Source organism: Thermoplasmata archaeon (genome assembly GCA_015063285.1).
GTDB lineage: Archaea > Thermoplasmatota > Thermoplasmata > Methanomassiliicoccales > Methanomethylophilaceae > Methanoprimaticola.
Map to the genome: position 1 here is coordinate 132,484 of SUST01000001.1, position 20,853 is coordinate 153,336.

The window sequence follows — 20,853 nt, forward strand, 5'->3', positions numbered from 1 at the left end:
TGGAGGGTGATCGGTACGGTACAGCTTCTGAGATCTGACCGCCACGAACTCGAGACCCTGCTGGGGGAGCCGAAGAAGGCAGTCCGCAGCATGTTCCTTCCCTTCCTGATAGCGTTCGCCATCATAGAGGCGAATCAATTCATCGATACGTTTTGGATATCCGGTCTTGGAACCCAATCTGCTTCCGCCATCTCGACCGTCGTTCCCTTCTACGTCCTGCTGATGAGTGCAGGGATAGGTATATCCGTGGGAGCTACGACGACAGTCGCATTCCGTGTCGGGAAGGGCGATAACGGCATGGCCGAGAAACTCGCCGCGAACGCGCTCAACCTGGGGGTTTTGATGTCGATCTTGGCATCCGTGATCCTCTTCTTCGGACTCGATCCCGCCATGGACCTGCTCGGCGTCGACAGCATCAGGAAGGAATGTTGGGATTACATGCTACCGCTTATCCTGATGTCCACTCCGATGATCTGCCTGCTCATCCTGGGAGGAACTCTCAGGGGAGAGGGTGCGGCCAGGAAGTCCACCATCATTCAGATCTCTGCAGCAGCGTTCAACATGATCCTGGACCCCATACTGATCTACACCTTCAACCTGGGGATAATGGGTGCAGGACTGGCAACGGGACTTGCATCCCTGATCTCCCTCATCATCGGATTGTCATGGTATCTCAGAGGGAAGACCGTTCTGCGTATCACCCGCACCAACTTCAGGATCGACCGCCCCATAATGATGGAGCTGATGGCGGTCGGTGGTCCGAGGACCGTGAACGAACTCATCGCAAGTGCGATGACCTTCATCCAAAGGATATTCTTCGTGGTTGCCGGAGGTACAGCAGCCGTGTTGCTGTACAACTATCCGTGGAGGTTCATCACACTGTTCAACCTTCCCGGGAGGGCGTTCGAGAACAGTCTCATACCTGTTGGTTCGGCGGCCTACGGCCAGAACGATACGGAGAAGATGTGGACAGCGTACAAGTACTGCTTCAAGCTGACAGCGGCATTCTCGATTGCTGCGATGATATTCATCATGGTGTTCGCAGAACCGCTGATGTCCATCATGGCCTACGAGCCCAGCATGAAGGAGCTGATGCCGAAGCTCGTATGGTGCCTAGGACTGTCAGCGATAATGCTGCCGTTCCTTGCATTGAGAGGTGTAGGTGCAGCATTGCTGCAGGCGATGAAGAAGGCCAAGGTCCCGATGTACTTCGACCTGTTCTGGGGATCTGTGAGGATGGTGCTCTACGCCCTGAGCGCATACGGTCTTCTCGGTGTCGATCCATTCGACGGCATCATCTACATCATGGTTACTGTGTACTCGATCAGCGGCGTGCTGATGAACATACTGGCCGTTTGGCAGTTCAGGAAACTGAGACGGGTTCTCTGATCATTCGTTCCTCGCATTCTTCAGAGGATAGAATGTCTTAACAGGGAACCACTCGATCTTCTCACCCGCTGCATCGATCAACTCTTCGCTGTACCCGATGCAATCGAGAACATCATAATCAGAATAATTCCCGTTGCAATAGGCGGGCCACTCTTTGAATGTCGTGACACCTACCCAATCTTCGCCCTTCAGCATCCTCAGCACTTTCTTGGCCTCATCGACACATACCGGCACCCCTTCCTCGTACAGTGCTATCGCTATGCGAACGAAATCTCCGCGATCCCAGCTTCCGTTAAGGATGTAATAGTACCCTCCCCCGTCAAAGCAGGTATGCAGCGACATTCTGGAAAAACTGTGTCCTCCGCGTATCTCCCAAGCATGTCCGTCACAGTTGCCGGTAAGCCATTTGTAGTATGCATCCGGGTCATCATGATCCTTTTCCTCTAAAGGGTTCAAGGCCCAGCACTCAAAATGATGCCGCTGTCTGAACAAATCGGATTCCCCGCTTCCATCCCCGCGGGCACGATAGCAAAACTTGCACATCTCAAGGTATTCATTCACGGTCATCTCAGGGATCCTCTCTACAGGAACATCCTCGATTCCCGCATTGACCATCTCCTCGAACTTGGAGATCTGCTCAGCGGTCAGTCCGTCCATATCCCTTTCCTTGGTGATGTATCCACTTTCCCACAGATCCGTTCTTCTCATGATCCCTCTACGATACTTCAGGGGGAGATTCTCCAATACGTCCCTCTCATAAGTTCCTGCCTTTATCTCATCCACACGCTGCCTTACCGCGGTAACTAGCCACTCCAGCAAAGGTTTATGGCACCAGGCATGCGGATAATCATCGTCTCTATCCGGAGTGAAGGCAGTCTGATCGATGCTTATCCATCTGCCATACTGCCCGGCATCCGCACATCTAACAACATACCAGTTGTATTCATCAGGGTAATTCGATTCCCATATCTCTTCAAATTCCTCATAGGGAATCCCCTCTTCCTCGTAATACTCGTAATCATCGAAATCTTCGATGGTCCCTCTGGGGACCTTTATCCACATAGCCCTCAGATGATCGTAACTATCACATTCGGGCAGTTCTTTGACGATCGCTTCTATCTTGTCGAATAATTCTTTCTCGGCCTTTTCCGACAGCGCAAACTCCTCATATCTACTGGTGAGGTAATGCTTGAGGGCAGGCGCAGTCATCTTGACCAGGCCCGGTACTGATTCTACCATTGGTTATTCTCTCCCATTTGACTTAGTGTCAAACGATACAGAGAGTTTAGGGTCAGCCTATGTTGTCCTCGCCCCATTCGACGAAATTGTTCAGCAACGGAACCATGGATTCGCCCTTTTCCGATAGATAGTATTCAACCCTCGGGGGCTTTTGATTGTAATCTTTCCGAATGATCAAACCATCATCCTCCAATGATTTTAGAGTCAATGCTAGTGACCTAAATGTCACGGGATCGATCATCCTTTTCAGCTCGTTGTATCTCATAGGTCCGTTCAGCGACAGGCAGTATAGGATAGGTACCCTGTATCTTCCCTGAACCATTGACATCGTGTAATAGAGCCCCTTATTCTCGATCCTATGTATTCCGATGGCGATCTTCTCTTCATCCATGGTCCTTTTTACACTATACTTAAGTATAGCGTATGCAGTATATTAGACTATGCATCAAATTGATAATAGTAATGCTGGCACATACGTAGAACTCTTGGAACGATACTATGGATCGCAGATGGAATTACCGTGCCTACAATAGATCCTTGTAGAAGGATTGCGGACATAATCATCACAGCATCCAATCCGCCTCCAGATGTGCGGAAGTGCTAGGATGGGAGTTCGACTCCATCGTGATCAGAGTCCATAACAATGAATATCGCAAACACAACGGAATTCCGAAAAAAGAATCGCGCAGAGAGAAACAGGCTCAGATATCGCCGCAGAATGTTAGGAAAAAGCAAAAAGCAAGACACCGCAGACGTGTGGACCTAGGGATTCCTAAAAGAAGGATCCCCGACCACCCCATCATTCTGAAAAAGAAACCTCAGCCGGAGGCAAAGATAACGGAGGTCGAGTTCCGCAGAAGCATCTCCTATTTCGAAGAACTCATCGGCTTCGATAGCGAACTGTTGGGCAGCGATACAGATCCCGTTATCATCGAAATGCATAAGAAGGCAGTGTCTGGCGATGCCTACTATCAATATCGTATGGGTGCATACTATGAAGAGAACCGCATCTCATGCACAAAGATGGTATATTGGTATGCAGAGTCCGCCCTGAACGGTTGCAGATTTGCTGAAGATGCCCTCGAGAGAGTATTTTGGTCGGATGATGGCGAAAGCATCGACGACACGGTTGAAAAACTGGAGTCGGAATCGAAAAGAGGGTGCTTCCAATCAATGGTAAAGCTAGCGGAGATCTGCTCATCAGAATTCTATCATTACTATGACCTGTCCAAGGCAAGATTGTTGTATTGGGAAGCATCGAAACTCGACGTATGCGCCTTCAGATACCTGGCCTTGGAGTATGTCCTTTCAGGGAAACGTATCGTAGGGATGGATCTGATCAAGAAATCATTAGACGGATGGAACCCTCTGGAAGGACAGTATCTGATGGGCATCATCCAATACTATCATCCGGCAGATTCCTTTGATCAAGAATTCGGATAGAACCGCCTGAAGAGAAGCGGTAGAGAAGGTTACGTCCCTTCACTGCTGGCGCTGGGAGACATATTCGCCAAATGTGATAATGAAGATAATCTCGCTATCGCTATTGGATACTATACTGAAGCAGCAGAAAGAGGGGATATGAGAGCCATGTGCAGACTGATCGGCATATACGAGAATAAGGGCTGTATGGAAAAGGTCGATATGTGGAAGAACAAACTCCATGAAGCAGACTCCGAAATGTCGAATTATGAATGGAAGCACTATGCACTGACGAGATTATGATTGATACCTGAACAATTGTACATTATCTTGTTTTATATCGTGCTATAATGTTTTCCCGTTCATGACGGAAGGTCAGCCGAACACGAAGATCATCCTTTTCGCACTCGTCCTGGGGACGTTCATGACAGCTCTTGACGCCACCATCGTTTCCGTGGCGCTGCCTACTATGGCAGAGGAACTGTTGGAAGCGGGACACGACACATCGAACATCTCATGGGTCCTGCTGATCTACACACTGATGCTGTGCTGCTTCATCCTGTTATGGTCGAAACTCGGTTCCAACAAGGGATACAAGAAGGTCTTCATGACCGGTATCGGAGTGTTTGCCGCATCGTCGCTCATGATAGGCCTCTGCGGGTTCTTCCCGGGATTGGGATTGAACGCGATCATCCTTCTCCGTGCCGTGCAGGGATTGGGTGCCGGAATGGTCACCGCTATGTCGCTTGCGATGGTATCGTCATACCTTCCGAAAGAGATCAGGGGATCGTCCATCGGAGCGGTCACATTGGCCGCTTCCGCAGGTACCGCTTTCGGTCCTGCGATAGGAGGAATCTTAACGACATTCCACTGGTCTTACATCTTCTTCATCAACGTCCCGATAGGACTGCTCTGCCTGTTCCTTTGCTTCAGGTACATGCATGTCAAGGAGAATCTGGAGAACGCAGGAAGCAAGTTGGATTATGTCGGTGTCGCACTGCTGTTCGTGATGCTCTTCACGCTCATCTACTACCTCAACAAGGGACCCGATATCGGATGGACCTCAGAGCTCGGAATCGCACTCATCTTCGTCATGATGATCGCGGCGGGATTGGTATTCTGGTGGGAGCAGAGGACGAAGGATCCGCTCGTCAATCTGGACCTCATAAGGAACCCGATGATCCTGAGGAGCGTGACGGTCACGATGCTGCTGTTCATAGCGATGGCGGGAAGCTATCTCCTGCTGCCCTATTATCTGCAATTCGTGCAGGGCTACGAGACCATGGAATACGGTTTCATCCTCATCGCGAATTCCGTCGGAATGATGGTCATGGGACCAATAGTCGGGAAGCTCGCGGACCGTACGGGAAAGAACAAGAGATTCATCGTCGCGGGTGCATTGGTATGCGCCGTCGGATTCTACATGATGATGCTTTACAACGACAGCACAGGCATCGCATGGATCCTCATCTCGCTGTTCGTGATGGGAGCGGGAATAGGTATGGCGATGGTGGCCTGCACGAACCTCTCTTTCGAGTATATCACAGAGGGTCAGAACGGACAGCTGTCAGGAATCACGAACACGTTCAGACAGGCGGGAAGCTCCGCGGGTGTCGCGATCCTCAACGCGGTATTCATGGCGTTCATCGTGACCGTTCCCGCGGTCGATCTCATACCCGGTTTCAAGCATGCATTCTTCGTCGCGATAATCATCGCGCTGCTTGCATTCGTTGTAGGGATGGGGTTAAGGGACAAGGAGAGGAGCCCCTCTTCCTGATACTCAAGCTCTCGATTGGTATATGGTATGACTGAACGGCTGCGGTGCCTGACCTCGACTGTTATGAACATTTTCTCCATCTTCGCTGGGTGCGAGATTCGATAGGGGGCTGAGTACGATTCCAATGGTTTGGATCAAGAGAGCCGGTCTCCGCAAAGCTATGGGGTTACCATTTTGGAAATCGTTCTCTGATGCGATACCTCTGTCTGTTCGAACGGGGGCTATCCGGATATAACTTACAGATGCCAGAGAATTGAATTAATTATTAGAACACAGCACAATCGAGGTTTACTACAGATTCTGATAAACTGCTAGCAAACTTTTTATTCTTAGGTCTTTGCTTATTTAATATACATTAGGAGTTCGGCTTCGGCAGAGACTCTAGGACGGCCTGAATGTGTCCGTCAATGTGGTAAGAGTGATATCATGAATCATAATAGAGATAAAATTGCCATCGCATCGCTGTTCATAGTTGGTGTAGTGATGGTATCCGCAGTGGTGATCTATGATGACAATCAGGACTTGGATGCCGATTTGCATCTCTCGGGTCAATTGGGCGGCGTAGATTGGGTGTACAATAACGGAACAATCGATGTCTATCCGTCGAAGAATCCTGCTCCAGGGTATGAAATGGGAGTCATGGCACACTCCGATAATTTTTGGTGGGGATTAGAGTATGATTCTAAATACCCCGGGAGCGCAGATCTGATAAGGGTCTATGTCAAAGAGGGTGTGACATCTTTATCAAGCGATTCATTCAGTTGGACCGGCTGTAACAATCATAATTCTGAAGGAATGGGCTTGAGGGATGTCTCTCTCCCGAACACTCTAACCACGATCGGTGATAGGACATTTTAGTACAGTATAATTGAGGATATTACTATTCCGATGAATGTCACCGAGATCGGTGACAGGGTTTTTTTTGCCAATGAACTGAAAAGTGTCACGGTGATGCCTAAGATCCCGCCGAAAATAGGAAAAGATGTGTTCTCCTATAACTACTACCTTACTCAGATAAATGTTCCTGCAAGTTCTTTGGAAGCCTATAAGGCCGCGCCCGGATGGAGCGATTACGCGGATAAAATGGTCCCTGTCGAGTTCGATTATCCGACCTCGGGGACCATAATGAACATAGACTGGAAGATCCAAGATGGCTCTCTTACCCTTTCCAAGAACCCCAATGATGAGGATGGCAGGATATTATTCACTAAGAATATCTGGAAATCCGCTGGAGTTTACGACATCAAGAAGGTCGTGATCGGCGATGGCATAACGAACGTCCCGGCAGGAATGTTTAGAGGATCAAACATCGAATCGGTCGTGATAGGTGAGTCCGTGGAGACCATCGAGATGAACGCGTTCAGGGAGTGCGAGAAACTATACGATGTGGTCGTAGGGGGAGCAGTCAAGTCCATAGGGCCTGCTGCATTCCGCGATTGTACAAGCCTTGAGACCATAGTACTAGGAGAATCCGTCGAGATAGTCTACAGTATGGCCTTCCAGGGCGTCCCCCTGAAAAGTCTGTATATGCCACAGGGCATCGCCATTGTGGACACCCTGTTCAGCAAATCGTTCGATATCAGAGCATGGTATGATCTTGACGGCAAGCAGTTGATAGGGGGCCAGATTGGCGGGCATATCTTTGAGATTGACGACAGTGTCGCTAAAGCGGTGACAGCCGGTGAAGATCAAGAGCCGGTAGATGATTTAGCGACGGGCTTCATAGACACGGCACGCAAGTACCTGGAAGTAATGATCTTCGATCTGAAGTACAACCTCAGAGAATGGTTCACGCCGTTACGCAATTTTCAACTATTCTGAAACCATTTGATGACGGCAGCTATCCCGCTGGTGACTGTCAGTGGGATAGCTGTTCTCGATGAGAACAGCTTCTCCGCACTGCCCTTTCATTGTACATCTCATTCTCAGTTACCGTTTTCGTGAAGAGGAACGGTGAGAAAAGACGCGTGTGGAGCAACTTCGGACCGATATTGAGGGCAATTTTCGGAGAACGGACGTCGATTCCGGTCCCGAAAGAACCGGGTCAGACGTCCCTAGACTCGTTCCGATGGCTTCGGAGAGCTAACTGAGAACGTGATTTCGATGGGTCGGTCGACATGGATCCAGCAAATGCTAGGTCAAAGGTCACGTAAGTGTCAGACACGGGATTTAACGGAATTTTTTATGCAAATTATTACAATTTAACGTCCGTTATTTTGTAAAATTTTACAACTTAACGGACTATTAGTTTAACTCATATGAATCGAGTGGGATTCCCCCTTGCGGGGGATGATCCCCGGGATCTATGGTTTCAATCCTTCTTGTGTGCTTTCACGTGGGCGACCGCCAACACGATAAGGACGATAACGAGGATGATCGCTGCCGTGAACCAGTAGACGTAGTTGTCCGAACCAGCATCTCCGGAGAAGACGGCCTCGATCTCAATGTCTGCCGTGATCTTCTGACCGTCCTCTACGTTCCATCCCTCGAAGACCATGGTGTCCTTCTTGGGTTCCGCCGTTACGGTGACTCCGTTGATGGTGATCTTCATCCCATCCGTGTTGATGACGGAGCCTGCGGCGCATGTGAGCTTATCCTCGGAATAGCTGACGTTCTTGCCCGAGAATTCGACTTCGCAGGTGAGGACCGTGGCGAGCATGTCCGGGTACGAACCGCAAACCCAACTATCGCATGACACGAGGTCGTTCTTGCTCCACTGGACCATCTTGGTCTCGTATGATGCTCCCTCTGGGACGGTGCTAATCACATGCCCAATCTCGCACATCCTCATGTCAGGGGATTCGGTGGCGTAAGCGTATGCCATGTAGCATGCGTATCCGTTGTAGTAGAGGGGAGCGGTCTCGTCGATCGCATAGCGCACTTGGGTTCCGTTGGTATCGGTGTACATTCCCTCGGTCACCTTGGTGACGGATTTGCCGAAGGATGTGTCCTTCAGGGCCTGCGGGAGAACGACGGAAATGGTCCTCTCATTGATCTTGTCCCTAACGCTGTCGTCGATGGATGTCACCTTGTAGATGGTGATGTCGTTCCCATCCTTGTCCAGGATGTACGAAGGGAAATAGGCGAGGTCTGAGGACTCGCTGAACTCGATATCGGTAATCTTGAGAGTTCCGGTGGTATCCCATCCGAGATTGGGTCCGGAGGGCTTCGTGAGAACGGTCAGGGTGATTGTGACCTTGGTGTTCTCGCCGTATTTGCTCACGTCCTGACTCGGACCATGGGTGGTGTGTCCGGTACCTGTACAGACCTTCACCTCCGTACCGACGTCCATATGGGCATCGTTGTCATCCGCGTCGGCGGATGAGATCAATGCGAAAGATAGCAGCACCAATGCACTCACCACGAATGCAGATGCCATCAATGTGCTCTTCTTCATGAGTATTGGATGTGTAATCCGATATTTGTATGGTCCGACTATTAGGAACTTCAAGTGAACGATCGGGATGAATTCTTCTTTTCGGTTCAGAAGGCATATATTCTAATTATTGCATAATATCTCTATAATTTTTACATATAATTATATTGATTATGTATATAAAATCTATAAAATTATATAGATAATACCCGCTGTTATATGTTATGAGGACATTCGATTATTCGTTCCTGAAAGGACTCACTGTGAACATGGATCTGCTCAACACCGTATCGATGATAGAGTCCTTGAAAGAGAGGGACAGTAATCGCATAGTGCAGTTCCCTACCACATATTCGAACATGGAATCGGCTGCGAGAATCCAATCTGTCTTCGGTTCCAATGCAATTGAAGGTATATTCACATCCGACGACCGCCTGAAGGACATCTGCATGAAAAAGGTTAAACCTAAAGGCCACAGTGAGAATGAGATAGCAGGGTACCGTGATGCATTAGATCTTGTTCACAGGGAATACAGATCACTTGATATCGACCTGCCAACCATACGCTTGCTGCACAGAATCACCCTCTCTTACACCAAAGAAGGCGGAGGAGAATGGAAGACCGTTGACAACATCATCGGTAGCAGGAACGAAGATGGATCCATCAATGTAGTGTTCCGTCCGGTGTCGGCAGAGGATACTCCAGAGGCAATGGAGCAGCTCATTCTGGCCTACAGGCTTGCGATTCAGGATTCGGAGATAAACAGACTGCTCCTCATTCCCTGCTTCATACAGGACTTCCTTTCTATCCATCCGTTCCTGGACGGCAACGGGAGGACATCCAGGCTCCTGTCCCTTCTGCTGCTCTACAAGGAGGGGTACGATGTCGGAAAATACGTCTCATTCGAAAACATGACCTACAGAAATCGTCCGGAATACTATCGCTCTCTTTCAAGATCATCCAAGGACTGGTTAGAGGGCAAGAACGACTATATGCCGTTCATAAGGAACTTCCTAGGCATACTGTTGCTATGCTACAAGGAACTGGACAGGCGCTTCGCTACCGCAGTGGGAGCGAAGACGAACAAGACCTCCAGGATAGAATACGCGGTTATGAACTCGCTCCTGCCAATCTCCAAGAGGGAACTGTGCGAGAATCTCCCGGACATAAGCGAGGCCATGGTCGCCAACGTCCTTAGGAGACTGTTGGAGGAAGGGAAGATTGAAAAGGTTGGGTCGGGCCCCGCCACCAGGTACAGGAGGGCGGGGGACCGGCCGGATCATTCGTAATACACGCAGCGATAGGTGAAGTTCTGGGGCTGCGCCAGCTCCATGGACATCAGTTCCTTGCCGGAGGCGAAGTCATACACTGAGAAGCATATCGCATCATTCTCGGTGCATCCCCATCCGATCATGAACAGCTCGTCCTTGATCTGCTGCTGCGCTCCGCATGCGGATGAGAACTTACCCGGTACGACCCTCTCCTTGAATGCCTTCAGCTCTTGGGAGTCCATGTCCACCTTGTACTCGACTATGCGTGTCCTCTCTGTGATGTTGTGGTTGTCGAACGCCCTGATGGTGTCGCCGTCCACGGTGACGTAATGCTGGCTGGAGGTCCTCTGGTCATCGGTCAGACCGAACTCGTCCCCGTTTCCTGAGAGCTTCCATTTGATCTGGTCGGTGTCCTTGGTGCGATCCAGGCACATGATCGTGTTGAGATGGCGGAAGGAGCATACGAGGTCGCCGTCGTCGTTCAGACGCATGGCGTTGAAATGGACGTAATCGGGGGCATCGGTCTTCTCATTGCCGAAATCGTTAGCGGTATCCACGGCGTCGGTGACCGTCAGAGAGTACAGCTCGGGGTAGTCGACGCTCCTCCAATCCCATACGACCTTCCCGTGGTCGACCTCCTGCAGATAGGAGTACACGACGGATGATTCCTCATAGCCTGGCACATTGGTTACAATATCCTTGATGTAACCCGACATGATGTAGTGGTCTAGGTCGATCAGAAGAAAGTCGTGACCGTCTAGGAAGTGCCCCTTGTCGACTATGTCGGACTTCTCAAAGGTTATGCGCTTGACCTCCTTGAAATCGGAATCCAAAATGACCCTCTCTCCCGGGGCGTATCCCGGAAGGCCGTAGTGGTCGGCATTGATGTTCTGGTCGTGGTAGCTGTAGTAGACCTTGCCGTCTATCACATGCTTCTTGAAATCCCAATAGCCTGCGTGGACCCCGTCGGGCAGGTCCTCGTGCTTGTACCAAACGATATCGCCCTTACCGTCGAACATTATAATGTTCTTGGTGTAGACAAAGGATACGAAGATGTTCCCATCCAGGTCTGTGCTGCCCGTGATCTTGAACTCGGGAAGGTCATCCTTGGGGTCGTGGCTGTCCTGTTGCATTGCGAAGACTACCGCCGCAAGAATAGCAACGGCGGCGATGGCGATGATGATTACGTACTTGCTCTGTATGGCCAAATGCCTCCCCTCCTTCAGGGATCGCACGGATTATACGGATGGAATCCTGGTGAGGCGATTTAATTGTTTCATAAAAATGGACTAAATGCAACATTGATGATAGGAAACGAACATTGAACACTCACTAAGGAAATGACCAGCAATAAGATAGGGATAGTCTGTTATTTCTCCAGAAAGTATTATATTTCGATACTTATTGGAGAAAACTGTATGATAATGGCCACCCCGATGATCTTGGAGCAACTCAGCAAAGAGTATTCAAATCCCAAGATGAAACTAAACAGACTCGTCAAGGACGGAAAATACATCCCAATAATCAGGGGACTCTATGAAACCGACCCCAACCTTGACGGGAGGCTACTGGCGGACATCATATACAGCCCATCGTACCTTTCATTCGACTATGCGCTTTCCTATTACGGACTCATCCCTGAGAGGGTCGAAGCATACACTTCGGCGACCTGCAAGAAGAGGAGATCGAAATGCTACATCACCCCGTTCGGCAGGTACACCTACCAGGATGTCCCCTCCTCGGTCTTCATAAGGGGGATCGAGATGTTCAACGCCGGCGAGTACACCTACTGGATGGCGTCTCCGGAGAAAGCTCTCTGCGACAAGGTGTACAAGCTTCCTAAGATAGGGTCGATGAAGGACATGGAGATGACACTTCTTGATGATCTCAGGATCTACGAGGATGGCCTGGATGAGATGGATGCGGGAAAGATCGCGGACATCTCGGAACACTACAGGAGCCGCAACGTGTCCCTCCTGTCAAAATACATGAAAAGAAGGTGTGAACAGTGACGGGCCGCTTGGACTACCTACTGAAGAACTATGACGTCTCGAACCCCAAAGCGAGGGAAAATGCTGTCAGAGAGGTCATTCAGGAAATGACGCTTTACGGACTCTCACAGACCGATTTCTTTGACAGGGCCGCTTTCATGGGCGGTACCGATCTGAGGATATTCCATGGGCTGAACAGATTCTCGGAGGTCCTGGATTTCATCCTCAGGGAACCTGATGAAGGGTTCTCCTTTGCTCCGTACACAGAAAGCCTGGAGGATACCCTTACGACATTCGGCATCGACTTCAAGGTCGAAGCAGTTGAAAAGAAGCATCAAGGAAGCATCAGGGAAGGCCTGGTGAAGGCCAACACGAAGGAGCTCTACCTGAAATTCTACAGCGACGAAGACCGTTCCGATAAGATCTATCCCACCCAACTCTCGAAGATAAAAATGGAGGTGGACACCGATCCCGCGGAAGGCGCTCAGTATGAGAAGAGATTCAAGACACAGCCGTTCGGATACATGCTGACCTCCTGCGACATGCCCACCATGTTCGCCGGGAAGATCCACGCCATCCTGTGCAGACCGTGGGCCAACAGATTCAAGGGAAGGGACCTGTACGATTACATCTTCTACCTCAACAACGGCGTACCGTACAACCTTGCCTTCCTCAATTCCAAGATGAGGAGGACGATTCCCGATATGGAGGGTGATCTGTCGCACGCCGATGTCATGGAACTGCTGAACAGGAGATTCAAGGAGATCGATTACAGATCGGCCATCGAGGATGTGAGCAACTTCATCGGATCGGAAGAGTACAACTCCGTCCGCATCTGGTGCCCCGAGATGTTCGAGCAGATAACCGTCTCATTGAAATCCGGTATTATCAAATGAGGAACTTGAACCGCCTCGGTCTTTTCCTCAGAAGGATTCAATTATGGTCCTTGAACCTCATCTTCTTCTTCAGTTCGGAGAACATCTCGGCGGCCAGGGCGGCCAGCTTCTCACCGTCTTCGGTCAGGGACACTATCTTCCCTCTTCCGCAGGGCGTGAATCTCACGAATCCCTCTTTCTCGAGCTCGTCCAACTTCTCCAGGACCGCCTTGTTCCGGAAATACGGTTTGTTGTCGATGATCTCCATCATCTTCTTCGGGGACCTGTAGAGGTCCACCAATACCTGGAGCATCTTCGACCTTTCCAAAAAGCCCAGCAGGTCCAATAAGATGCTCAAATCGTATTCGTTCTGATTGCAGTTCCTTCCCTGTACTATTACAAGGTCTCTTCTTTGGGATCCCATATATCGTTCACCTTCGGCAACATGGCTCGCTTGGCATCCGATACAGGTCGCTGATGCGCCCACGCAGGTGTCCGGTATATCAATCTATGTATTGGTTCAGAAAAATTTGACTTTTTCAGCCATGTTTTTCGATGAAAAAGGGCCGAAAGGCCCCGAAATCGTTTGATTCCCCAATCAGCAGATCGTCAGAAATGATCTGTACCCATCCGATCCGGACGCGATAATCGCCAGAATTAGGCTCGCGGGTTCGGTAGAACTCGCGGTCCCGGATATCTCGATGTCCGCTCCGTTCCTCACATCCTCGATGACGATATCGCAGGATCCGCCGTGGAACGATCCCTCTGCAAGTGATTGCTTCCCATCGGTCCTGCAGGACAGCGTGAGATGCGTTCCGTCGGGTATCTCGCCCGAGAAGGAGAGGGTGATGCTGCCATCCTCCCCGAGGTAATCGTCATAACTCATGACGCATGATGCATCGTATCCGAAGTACAGGTTGCCGTCGTCCATCGACACGGAATATGCATCGCATCCCACCGTGCAATATCCATAAGAGATGCAGTTGTCCTCCGACGTGAATTCCGCCAGAGCGGCCTGGGAAATGAGCAGTGCTAACACCAGGATTCCGAAGTTCATGGAGTCCCCACTGCGGTGAACACGATCTTGAAGTTCGCCAGGTTGAACTGGTCGACGAAGTTGGTCTTGTCGACCTGTATGCCGGTGATGCCGCCGACGGTACCCGCCGCCTCACAGGTCTTAAGGTACAGGTCCAAAGTGTATTCCCCGGCGGTGATCGATGCCACCTCATCTGCGTGAGCGGTCGAATCGTCATCGTCCTGCTCAGCGGCGTAGAAGCTGTATTGGCTTCCGGCTGCGAGTTCTGTCAATGTGGTGATGCCGTAGTAGGAATTGACACCCTTGGTGAGCTTGAACACGAATTGGCACCACTCGTTCGCGTTCTTCACGGATTGCGTGAACAGAGTGGGCAGCTGCGATGTGATGACGAGATTGTATGTGCCGTTCGTATCCCCGTCGCTGATCGTCACGCTGTAAGGAGAGTCATTCAGTTTTATCAGGTCGGTGCCGTTGGTCATCGGCAGATAGTACAATGTGGTGGAATCGGCGATGACCGTGTCGTAGTACTGGATATAGTCCAGGACGGCGGATCCGGATCCGCCGGCGTTTATGGTCACGTACCGTCCTTCGATTCCGTTGTTCTCGCTCTCGTAAGAGGATTGGAAGGCGAAGCCTATCCCGATCCAGGCGATGGCCACGATCGCCAGGATCCCGATTATCAGTTTTGAGTATCTCATAAGATTCTCCTAGTCCTTCAAGGACATTTTTACGGGAACGGCCTTAGATTGACGCTGCGGCACGTGTCCCCGAGGAGTTGAATCATATTGAATAATAAGAAACAGTGGTAGAAGGTAGAACTAATGTCTAGGCTTTGAGGAAACCCTCGGTTTCCTCTATGTGATCGCAGGTCTCCCTGCTCTCCATCCATCAGCTCAGTGACTGAACACCTTGCATGCCCAAGGTGAGGATGTTGCATGCAGCGTTCTAATCGCGGTCGACATCCAGACCGCAATGCGGGCATTGGTGCCTGCGGACCGAGAGGTCCTTTGGCACCATAATCCCGCATTTTGAACACTGTTGAGACGTGTACGCCGGATCCACCTTCACCACCTGGATACCAGCCTCTGCCGCTTTGTATCCCAGTGTGAAGATGAATTTGCTCCAACCAGCATCCCTGTAGGACTTCCTCATCCCCTTGGACCTGCTCCTATCGGCGAGCTCCTTGGTCTGAAGATCCTCCATGATTATCATATCGTAATTGTCCAGTAGGCTGTTCACTATCGCGTGGATATATCCCCTGTTAACATTGTTCAGCCTCTCGAAGGCATGGAACAGCCTCTGGCGGTACCTCTCCCTCTCCTTCGAGCCTTTCTCGAATTTCGACATCTTCCTGAGGATCTTCGATACCTGCCTTTCCGCTTGTATGTAATTCTTCCTGTTCGGGTATGTAGTGCCCTCGGAGGTCACCACGATGTTCCTCAGACCGAGGTCTATGCCTATGGGCCTGGAGGGCTCTGTAGAGGTCTGGATGGTCATCCCACTTTTGTCCTTGCCATCCATCTCGAAGGTCACAGCGGCCTCCCAGTGGTAGTTGGGTCCAGCACCCTTCCTAATGATGGTGCATGTCTTCATAGTACCGTCCATCTTGCGGTATCCTCTGATCCTCACATCCATCTTCCACGGGCTCAGCCTGATGTGATTAGAAGATAGTTTGAAACCTTTCTGAGTATAGGTGAACGAATCGTACCTCTTCCATGATCTGAACCTCGGGAAGCCGGCATGCTCCGGGTCCTCCTTCACACGCCTGAAGAACCCGTCGAAGGTCCTGCTCAGACGGAAACAGACATCGCATAACACCTGTGAGTACACCGTCTTCAGCTTCGGATTGTTTTGCTTCATCTCCGGAAGGAGTTTCTCCAGATCATATGCCGAGGGGTGCTTCCCTCCTTCCTTATGCGTCTCGATACAATGCTCCAGCAAAATATTGTAGAGGTCATGGCAGACATATAGACAATCATTGAGCTGGCGCTCCTGCTCCCTGTTGGGATACAACCTTACGATCATAGTCCTCATCGTCCTGTCCATGGGATGCCTCCATGATATACACCGTACGATTAGTATAAGAAGCTACGAAGGGGGTCACCGAAAGTGCAACAGAAAAAGCACCTACCCAGATATCCTTTTTCCACTTTCGGTTTCGGTGTCTAGGGTTCTTAGAAAGTTCTGTTAAATCATCGATTTTAACGTTAAACCGAGGGTTTCCTCAATGCTAATGTCTACTAACTAGGCCAGCATTTTAAAATGGACGAAAAGGTCCATTCATGCAGAGAAACGGTCCTTTCTGATAGGAATCGAAATGTCTCGTCCTTGGATTTCACGTTCTTTTTCTTTGTGTGCGACCGAATACATCGAGCTCAGAATATCTAGTCGATATTTTCCAAAGTTTTTTGAATAATATCGACCACACATAATCTATAAACAGAGGGGGTCAACCTCATGGATTATCCGAGAGAGTCATACGTTCGCAAATTGTCTGGAAGGATCGGAAAAAATGACTCAGGAGAAGAGACCCCTTGCGAACATCGACGATTCCTTCACCAAGATTATTGTGACGAAGAACGGCCTTCATACCTTCCAGGATGATGACGGCATCGTCACTATGGATCTGTTCGATTTCCTCCTGAACTGGAATCACAGGTCTGGGGTTTGATTTTTAGAGAAAGGTCCGCAATTCGAATAAGGGGCCGAGACCCCTTATGGTTTCAGATGATCAGCACGGCTGACATGGCCGCGAAGATGAACGGCAGGATTATCATGAGACTTATGGGGACCCAAATAAACATGCCTATGATGCTCCACAGAAGAGCGTGAGTCGTGGGATTCTTGGTGTAGGGCCCGTCGTTTCCGTTGTAGACAACGACCGCTATGACCACTCCCAGCACGCCTAGGAACATTCCCAAGAGGAACGGGACCAGCGTAGCGGGCTCCTTGGGCGCCTGATCGTAATTAGAGCTGTAACCCGATGAGTTCCCGACCTTCTTTCCGCACGAGGGGCAGAACGATTCGTTGCCAGAGATCTCCTTGCCGCAGTTCTGACAGTACATGGGTGTTAATAGGTTAGATTTGAGATAAAACTATCCTTAACATCCGGTCATGCCATGTTCTCCGATGTCTTTTGTCCAGAGATGCTCACAAGGTAGTTTTCACCGCCTTGCCACCCTTATCCTGACCGACCGGACTAGGGTACTGCCGCTATTAGATCGACAGCATATACCGTGGAGGCACCTGGTAGTAAAATCTTCTGAATCACTAGAAAAAACTCTACTTTACCAGAATATCATTAGATATACTCACTGACCATCGACAGATATTGACTGCTGTCTATTTTACATGAAATAAGATCGATAAAATCGGATTTGCTGATATGCAGCTGCTTAGACATCTTTGATATGAGTGGATCGCTAATCTCACTCTCGCCGTGACTTACTTTGGTCTTTATACAGGTGTCAAGGCCATTGACTTGTAATGTATACCAGATATGATCTGATTCTTCGGCTTTGACAAAACCTTTCTTTTCCAGATTTGAGTTTATGAATCTCACTTTCAGAACCGTCACTGCAATACCTCTACATTTTCCAGAAGCCAGCGACGATACTTGATGGCAGATTTGTGAAATTTGGATGTATCTTCGACAACGACATAATGGCGCCATGCGAACTCAATCTCGGATTCAAGATCTATGATTGCTTCTTCCACAGACATGCCCGCGCCATAGAGGTTGGCCTCGTCGTTTGCGAGAACGAGTCCCTCCGATTCTCTGGAAACTTCAAAAGAGATAGGACTGACGAATCTAAATCTGCCCAACTGTTCAATGAGTACATGGTAGATACTGGAGAATGCTTGCGGAGGTTGATTCTTAACCGTTGCGGTATCGCCATCGTCAGAATAATTGCCGACCATAGTTCCTATGAATTATAGTGAGGTTCATGATATTTGAATATAGCACATGACTCGTCACAGGGCGTATAACTCGGCTTCCTCACACTAGTTATCGCAAGAAAACAGACGGCTGGGCCCCCATCAATCCAAATCAAACAGGAGTTTAAACCGTATCCTGCACGGCATCATATCTTATTTTCAAACATCATGAATCTTTGTGCGCGCGACTACACAAATAATACAATCATTTGTAGTTATGATCGTCACAACTGGACGATTGGAGCTACATAATTTCCCCGAGTACCTTACCGTTACTTCGTTATACCCGAACAGAGTTTGATTCGTCATGGCCAAGAGACGCGCCTATCTCGTCAAGCAGAGGAACAAGTTCCTCGAGGACCTCGGACTGGAGCCCTATCAGTACGGTGTGAACTGGACCCTTGATGATAAGAGGAAGGACCTGAGGAGATGGGACAGGCAGAGGAGGAAGTACGGCTTCGACGAGAGGGAGACCCGTGAGATGGACGTCGCCTACGCCGAATGGCTGTACAGCCGCCTCATGATGTACCGCAAAAGGGCGTCCAAGGCCGTGGACCTGACCTATTATTCCATAGAGTTCGATGGGAAGGAATACACTCAGATCGAGGCTATTGACAAGGTCCTGAAATGGACCAGGTACTATCTCGTGAACCGCGAAAATCCAGACAAATCCGTCAAGGCCTTCGGGAAACTGCAGAAGGCAAGCAGGCTGTGGACCAAGCTGCTTCCGTATGTGTCGTGGTGAGACGACGTACTCCAATTCAAAGAACACCTCAATTCAAAGAGTTAAATCTTGACAGACCTTGCAAAGTTACCCGTTAGTAATCGGCAACCTCGTAGTTAGCAGACCCTTCAGCTCCGGACAGTTTTTTCCTGAAATGCTAAGTCAAAACATATTCTGTCGACAGCCATCTAGAAATTATTGGTGGTAATAAATGACAGTCTAAAATAAATTAGGTTAGAATAATTTATGAATATAGTATATATTTGTATACTAAATCTATAAATATAATCAGTACTGATCCATTAGTTGGAGTAATAATCCAAATGATACTATGGACAACAAATTTCTGATTATCGCGGTCGCGGCAATAGTTGCCATCGCTGCTGTGGGGGCAGTCATCGTCCTCAACGGTAATGACAACAGCTCCGACAACAACGGAGGCGATGACATTACCAATGAAATCGTCGTCAAAACACTGGATCTTCCAGCCGACACTCTTCTACGTGTATTCGGTAACGTGAACGGCGATGCGTACATCAACAACGACGACATGACCTACCTAAAGGCCATAATCAAGGGAGAGAAGGAACAGACCTTCTATGCTGATGTCAACCAGGACGGTGTCATAAACAACAAGGATGTCACCTATCTGCAAGGCATCATCAAAGGTGACCCTACCCGTCTGTACTACCAGAACTACAAGTACGACGTCAAGTCAGTCGCCGTTCCTATCGATAAGATGACCGTCATATACTACCAGGTCATGGAAGCAGTCGTCCTTCTGGGTGCGTTTGACAAGGCTGTCGCTACAGACGAATACACTTGCGTAGACAAAGCCTCTCAATTCCCAGGAATCGAGAAGATGAAGAACCTCGGACAGAAATCCGAGATCACCGCCGAGGACCTCATGTCCACCGGTGCCACCACCATCATCTCCGGTTCTGCCACCTACCACATCTCCGAGGAAGTGGAGAAGCAGCTGCCGTCCAACTACGACATGGTCCGTCTCTGCAACGGTGCAAGCGGACCTGTAATCGTATGGCATGTCGTCACCCTGGGCTACATCCTGGGATCCGACGGCGGTTACAACTACCTCGACTTCTACAACAAGTGCATGAACACAGTCAAAGAGAGAACCACTGGTCTGAACAGCGATGTCCCCAAGTCCCTTTCCATATACTTCGACAGCGAAACCAAGTTCAAGATCCACTGCGAGAACTCTGGTAGCTATGAGGTCTCCGAGTTCGCCAGAACCGAGAATGTCGCGGACGGATTCTATGAGAAGTACAGTACCCTGTACTACTACCCTGAGAACACCGAATTCGTGTACGGTCTGGAAAAGGATCCAGGACTCGATCTGCTGATATTCACCAAGAAGTCCACCATCATAGGCTCCGATAAGAAGACGTTCATGGATGACTTCTACAACTACATGAAATCCGTGGGTCTCGACAAGCTAAAGAACTACCAGGATGGAAAGGCCATAGCCATATGCTACAACCTCACCAACGGCACCCCGCTGTGCCTAGGCCCCATAGTCATTGCTTCTCTGCTCTATCCAGATTCTTTCAAGGACGTGAACGTGTATGAATACCTCCAGGAATTCTATGACAAGTTCACCATGATGAAGATCGACGTTACCAAAGACGCGTTCTTCTTCTGCACCTCTCAGGACCTGATAGACGCAGGCTATAAGCTCTGATCAAACCCAGGGGGTGCGCATCCGCGCACCTCCGAACCATCTTCTTTTCAGATCACAGGCGGGGTACATTGTCCAACTTTACCAGGAAATTAAAGAAAAGAATAATGTCGGG

20 protein-coding genes and 1 pseudogene are annotated in these 20,853 nt (G+C 49.6%); 11 read left to right on the top strand and 10 right to left on the bottom strand.

The window, feature by feature from the left end:
• Positions 1-6 precede the first annotated feature (6 nt).
• Positions 7-1,389, top strand: a complete 1,383-nt coding sequence (locus E7Z62_00700) for a hypothetical protein (protein MBE6521640.1) — start codon at positions 7-9, stop codon at positions 1,387-1,389.
• On the opposite strand, the gene E7Z62_00705 is transcribed toward E7Z62_00700, so the two are convergent.
• Both E7Z62_00705 and E7Z62_00710 read right to left on the bottom strand, forming a co-directional pair.
• Entirely contained in the window at positions 1,390-2,628 is a 1,239-nt protein-coding gene (locus E7Z62_00705; GenBank protein ID MBE6521641.1) for a hypothetical protein, read from the bottom strand.
• Positions 2,629-2,680: 52 nt separating this feature from the next.
• Positions 2,681-3,019 carry a helix-turn-helix transcriptional regulator gene (locus tag E7Z62_00710; protein MBE6521642.1) on the bottom strand — a complete coding sequence of 113 codons (339 nt, stop codon included), beginning with the start codon at positions 3,017-3,019 and terminating at the stop codon, positions 2,681-2,683.
• 206 nt (positions 3,020-3,225) lie between these two features.
• Here E7Z62_00710 and E7Z62_00715 point away from each other — a divergent pair, with 206 nt between their 5' ends.
• The 4 genes from E7Z62_00715 to E7Z62_00730 all read left to right on the top strand — a co-directional run bounded on the left by E7Z62_00715 (position 3,226) and on the right by E7Z62_00730 (position 7,648).
• Complete coding sequence (locus tag E7Z62_00715; protein ID MBE6521643.1) at positions 3,226-4,071, top strand: hypothetical protein; 846 nt, start codon at positions 3,226-3,228, stop codon at positions 4,069-4,071.
• A gap of 343 nt (positions 4,072-4,414) precedes the next feature.
• Entirely contained in the window at positions 4,415-5,827 is a 1,413-nt protein-coding gene (locus E7Z62_00720; protein MBE6521644.1) for an MFS transporter, read from the top strand.
• Positions 5,828-6,253: 426 nt separating this feature from the next.
• Complete coding sequence (locus tag E7Z62_00725; protein ID MBE6521645.1) at positions 6,254-6,685, top strand: hypothetical protein; 432 nt, start codon at positions 6,254-6,256, stop codon at positions 6,683-6,685.
• Between the two features lie 30 nt (positions 6,686-6,715).
• Positions 6,716-7,648, top strand: coding sequence for a hypothetical protein (locus E7Z62_00730; protein MBE6521646.1), 933 nt, complete (start codon positions 6,716-6,718; stop codon positions 7,646-7,648).
• A gap of 490 nt (positions 7,649-8,138) precedes the next feature.
• Here the strand turns inward: E7Z62_00730 and E7Z62_00735 are convergent, their stop codons facing one another.
• Positions 8,139-9,224 (bottom strand): hypothetical protein, encoded by a 1,086-nt coding sequence (locus E7Z62_00735; protein MBE6521647.1) that lies wholly within the window; start codon positions 9,222-9,224, stop codon positions 8,139-8,141.
• 203 nt (positions 9,225-9,427) lie between these two features.
• On the opposite strand from E7Z62_00735, the gene E7Z62_00740 reads away from it, so the two are divergent.
• Positions 9,428-10,492 (top strand): Fic family protein, encoded by a 1,065-nt coding sequence (locus E7Z62_00740; GenBank protein ID MBE6521648.1) that lies wholly within the window; start codon positions 9,428-9,430, stop codon positions 10,490-10,492.
• Here the strand turns inward: E7Z62_00740 and E7Z62_00745 are convergent.
• The gene (locus tag E7Z62_00745) at positions 10,483-11,682 is read right to left on the bottom strand and encodes a hypothetical protein (protein MBE6521649.1); all 1,200 of its coding nucleotides are present in this window, start codon (positions 11,680-11,682) and stop codon (positions 10,483-10,485) included. The genes E7Z62_00740 and E7Z62_00745 overlap by 10 nt on opposite strands.
• A gap of 210 nt (positions 11,683-11,892) precedes the next feature.
• Between E7Z62_00745 and E7Z62_00750 the strand changes: the two genes are divergently transcribed.
• Positions 11,893-12,486 (top strand): hypothetical protein, encoded by a 594-nt coding sequence (locus E7Z62_00750; protein MBE6521650.1) that lies wholly within the window; start codon positions 11,893-11,895, stop codon positions 12,484-12,486.
• Positions 12,487-12,494: 8 nt separating this feature from the next.
• Positions 12,495-13,361, top strand: a complete 867-nt coding sequence (locus E7Z62_00755) for a nucleotidyl transferase AbiEii/AbiGii toxin family protein (protein ID MBE6521651.1) — start codon at positions 12,495-12,497, stop codon at positions 13,359-13,361.
• 37 nt (positions 13,362-13,398) lie between these two features.
• Here E7Z62_00755 and E7Z62_00760 read toward each other — a convergent pair whose 3' ends face one another.
• The 4 genes from E7Z62_00760 to E7Z62_00775 all read right to left on the bottom strand — a co-directional run bounded on the left by E7Z62_00760 (position 13,399) and on the right by E7Z62_00775 (position 16,422).
• Positions 13,399-13,764 carry a hypothetical protein gene (locus tag E7Z62_00760; GenBank protein MBE6521652.1) on the bottom strand — a complete coding sequence of 122 codons (366 nt, stop codon included), beginning with the start codon at positions 13,762-13,764 and terminating at the stop codon, positions 13,399-13,401.
• Positions 13,765-13,938: 174 nt separating this feature from the next.
• The gene (locus E7Z62_00765; GenBank protein MBE6521653.1) at positions 13,939-14,397 is read right to left on the bottom strand and encodes a hypothetical protein; all 459 of its coding nucleotides are present in this window, start codon (positions 14,395-14,397) and stop codon (positions 13,939-13,941) included.
• A complete protein-coding gene (locus tag E7Z62_00770; GenBank protein MBE6521654.1) occupies positions 14,394-15,074 on the bottom strand; it encodes a hypothetical protein in 681 nt (226 codons plus the stop codon). Before E7Z62_00770 ends, E7Z62_00765 begins: the two co-directional genes overlap by 4 nt.
• A 247-nt stretch (positions 15,075-15,321) precedes the next feature.
• A complete protein-coding gene (locus E7Z62_00775; GenBank protein MBE6521655.1) occupies positions 15,322-16,422 on the bottom strand; it encodes a transposase in 1,101 nt (366 codons plus the stop codon).
• A gap of 460 nt (positions 16,423-16,882) precedes the next feature.
• Here E7Z62_00775 and E7Z62_00780 point away from each other — a divergent pair.
• Positions 16,883-17,047: pseudogene (locus E7Z62_00780) on the top strand (ATP-binding protein).
• 52 nt (positions 17,048-17,099) lie between these two features.
• Here the strand turns inward: E7Z62_00780 and E7Z62_00785 are convergent.
• Together E7Z62_00785 and E7Z62_00790 are read right to left on the bottom strand one after the other, a co-directional pair.
• Positions 17,100-17,441, bottom strand: coding sequence for a zinc ribbon domain-containing protein (locus E7Z62_00785; protein ID MBE6521656.1), 342 nt, complete (start codon positions 17,439-17,441; stop codon positions 17,100-17,102).
• A gap of 508 nt (positions 17,442-17,949) precedes the next feature.
• Positions 17,950-18,297 carry a hypothetical protein gene (locus E7Z62_00790; GenBank protein ID MBE6521657.1) on the bottom strand — a complete coding sequence of 116 codons (348 nt, stop codon included), beginning with the start codon at positions 18,295-18,297 and terminating at the stop codon, positions 17,950-17,952.
• A gap of 325 nt (positions 18,298-18,622) precedes the next feature.
• Here E7Z62_00790 and E7Z62_00795 point away from each other — a divergent pair, with 325 nt between their 5' ends.
• Positions 18,623-19,060 carry a hypothetical protein gene (locus E7Z62_00795; GenBank protein ID MBE6521658.1) on the top strand — a complete coding sequence of 146 codons (438 nt, stop codon included), beginning with the start codon at positions 18,623-18,625 and terminating at the stop codon, positions 19,058-19,060.
• Between the two features lie 310 nt (positions 19,061-19,370).
• The gene (locus E7Z62_00800; GenBank protein ID MBE6521659.1) at positions 19,371-20,741 is read left to right on the top strand and encodes a hypothetical protein; all 1,371 of its coding nucleotides are present in this window, start codon (positions 19,371-19,373) and stop codon (positions 20,739-20,741) included.
• The last annotated feature ends 112 nt before the right edge of the window (positions 20,742-20,853 follow it).